This is a genomic window from uncultured Ruminococcus sp., assembly GCF_934476685.1.
Taxonomy (GTDB): domain Bacteria; phylum Bacillota; class Clostridia; order Oscillospirales; family Ruminococcaceae; genus Hominimerdicola.
In genome coordinates, this window is sequence record NZ_CAKSNX010000042.1 from 1 (window position 1) to 2,906 (window position 2,906).

Consider the following 2,906-nt stretch of genomic DNA (forward strand, 5'->3'; position numbering starts at 1 on the left):
TTCTTATTTGGTGCCAAACAAGCGGTCGCCTGCGTCGCCAAGCCCCGGTACGATATACGCGTGGTCATTCAGGTATTCATCCAGAGCGGCGGCGTAAATCTCCACATCCGGATGCTCCGCCTGGAGTCTTTCCACACCCTCGGGAGCCGCAACCAGGCAAAGGAGCTTGATCTGCGTGCAGCCGCGCTTTTTCAGCATCTGGATCGCGCCGGAAGCGGAACCGCCGGTCGCCAGCATCGGATCGCACAGGATGATGTAGCGTTCCTCGATGTCGAACGGAAGCTTGCAGTAGTATTCGACCGGCTCATGGGTATCGGGATCGCGGTACAGACCGATATGACCGACCTTGGCAACCGGAACGAGACTGAGCAGTCCGTCCACCATGCCGAGACCCGCGCGCAAAATCGGGATGATGGCAAGCTTTTTACCCATGATCATGCCGCCCTTCATCTTTGCGACAGGCGTTTCGATTTCGACCTCGTGCAGCGGCAGCTCGCGGGTGATCTCGTAACCCATGAGCATGGCGATCTCCTCTACGAGGCTTCTGAATTCGTTAGTTCCCGTTGTTTCGTCTCTGAGTCTTGAGATCTTGTGCTTGAGCAGCGGGTGATCGAGAATAATTACGTTGTCTGACATTTTTTAATTCCTCCGTTTTATGTTTGTTGATAAATCAAGTTTTAATTTTTGCTTTCTGCATGAGCATGGCCCCGGGCCATGCCTGTCCGGCGGTGACGCCGGCTCCCCTTCGGGCTTTTACATAGCATCTGTTTTTTCGCATGAAAAAACGGCTTCCGGCAAAATCGCGCCGGAAACCGCTAACATTACCTTATTGATTTTAGACTAAAAGGTTATGCAAGTCAAATGGTAAAATATTCGGGAGTTTGACAGTCAATTAATAAAAAAATCTTCATGAGCGTTGCAAATGCTTAATTTTTTTGTCAATTTTTTAAAAATAATTGTGGTATTGTGTCGTATTTTGTGATATAATAGAAGCGGGTGATTCTTTTGCGGATCAATATCGTGAAATCTAAAAACGCTGAACAGATATATATCATCAAATCTTTTCGTAAGGATGGCAAGTCTACTTCTAAGATCATGAAGAAACTGGGGACTATGGCATCTCTGCTTCCTGAACATAACAATGACCGCGAGCAGGTCATTGCATGGGCTCAAGAACAGGCACGTATAATGACTGAGGCTGATAAAAATGACTCTCTCTCATTATCTGTTGAATTTTCTGCTTCCAAGCAGATCGCTATGAACGAGAAACTACTTTTCAATGCCGGATACCTTTTCCTTCAAAAGATATTCTATGAACTGGGTCTCGACCGCATCTGTTCTGAAATCTCAGACGCGCGTGATTTTCAGTTCGATCTTACTGACATCCTTGCTAAAATGCTATACAGCAGGATCATACATCCATCATCAAAGCGTTCCTCTTTTTCTCATTCGCTGAACGATCTGGAATCTCCTAAGCACGACCTGCATCAAGTATATCGTGCTTTGGATGTTCTTGCCGAGAATTCTGACTTCATACAGTCTGCGGTCTACTCAAACAGCAAAAAATTAAAAGACAGGAACACCTCTGTCCTCTACTATGATTGCACGAACTACTTTTTCGAAATAGAAGAAGCAGATGGACTCAAACAGTACGGACTCAGCAAGGAGCACCGTCCAAACCCTATCGTACAGATGGGACTGTTCCTTGACGGTGACGGTATACCTTTGGCATTCAACATTTTTTCAGGTAATAAAAATGAACAGCCTACGCTGATCCCTCTTGAAAAACAGATCATTCATGATTTTGGTCTGAGCCGCTTTATCGTATGTACTGATGCAGGTCTTGCTTCCATGAGCAATCGTAGATTCAATACATTGAATGATCGTTCATATGTCGTTACCCAATCGCTTAAACAACTCAAAAATCACCTTAAAGAATGGGCTCTTGACTGCAAAGGTTGGCATATCACCAATGATCCTAAGGTATATGATCTTTCTAAGATAGATGATGAAAAGTACTATGATACGGTATTTTTCAAGGAACGCTGGATAAATGAAAACGGTATGGAGCAAAGACTTATCGTAAATTACTCACCAAAATACAAGGCATATGAACGCAGCATACGCGAACGTCAGATAGAACGTGCACAGAAGATCGTTGATAAGGGAGCATCAGCAAAAACAAGAAATCAAAACAGTCCGACACGATTTGTCATGGAGCATCCGGTAACAAAAGATGGAGAGATAGCCGAACATATATCGCGTATCCTTGATAATGAAAAGATACATGAAGAAGAATGTTACGACGGATTTTCAGCTGTATGCACAACTCTTGATGACCCGGCAAGCATGATCGTAAGCATCAATAAGCGTCGATGGGAGATAGAGGCTGCATTCCGAGTTATGAAGTCAGAGTTCAGGGCTCGCCCTGTATATGTCAGGAAGGATGAAAGGATCAAAGCTCACTTTCTAACATGTTTCCTCGCTCTTTTAATACTCAGAATACTAGAGCATAAACTCGGAGGTGAATACACGACAGAAGAGATAATATCAACTCTGAAAGCACATTCGCTGAGAAAAATAGACGGGATCGGATATATACCGGCATTTGAAAGGACGGCACTTACAGATAAACTACATGATATCTCAGGCTTCAGGACAGATAGTGAGATCATAACTGAAAAAAACATGAAAAAAATTTTGAAAGCGAGTAAAAAGTAGAAAAAATACTACATTTTCAAGAACATTAAAAAAGCGTCAAGCCGAGTTATATCAACGGCTTGGCGCTTTTTACCCTTAATTAACTGTCAAAGACGGGATTTTAGACTAAAAGGTTATGCAAGTCAAATGGTAAAATATTTTTTATGCGTTTATCTGCGATTATTTATCTGTCGCCATAATGGAAC

2 protein-coding genes are annotated in these 2,906 nt (G+C 43.3%); one reads left to right on the forward strand and one right to left on the reverse strand.

Annotated elements, in window-relative coordinates; all coding sequences use genetic code 11:
- Window positions 1–3: 3 nt before the first annotated feature.
- Window positions 4–636, reverse strand: coding sequence for a uracil phosphoribosyltransferase (upp, locus tag Q0E19_RS11770; RefSeq protein ID WP_294409727.1), 633 nt, complete (start codon window positions 634–636; stop codon window positions 4–6).
- 621 nt (window positions 637–1,257) lie between these two features.
- Between upp and Q0E19_RS11775 the strand changes: the two genes are divergently transcribed.
- A complete protein-coding gene (locus tag Q0E19_RS11775; protein ID WP_294409728.1) occupies window positions 1,258–2,721 on the forward strand; it encodes an IS1634 family transposase in 1,464 nt (487 codons plus the stop codon).
- Window positions 2,722–2,906: the final 185 nt, after the last annotated feature.

What these genes read in the sequence shown, in the direction of transcription:
- upp (WP_294409727.1), bottom strand. Translation starts at nt 636, where the DNA reads ATGTCAGACAACGTAATTATTCTCGATCACCCGCTGCTCAAGCACAAG.
- Q0E19_RS11775 (WP_294409728.1), top strand. Translation starts at nt 1,258, where the DNA reads ATGAACGAGAAACTACTTTTCAATGCCGGATACCTTTTCCTTCAAAAG.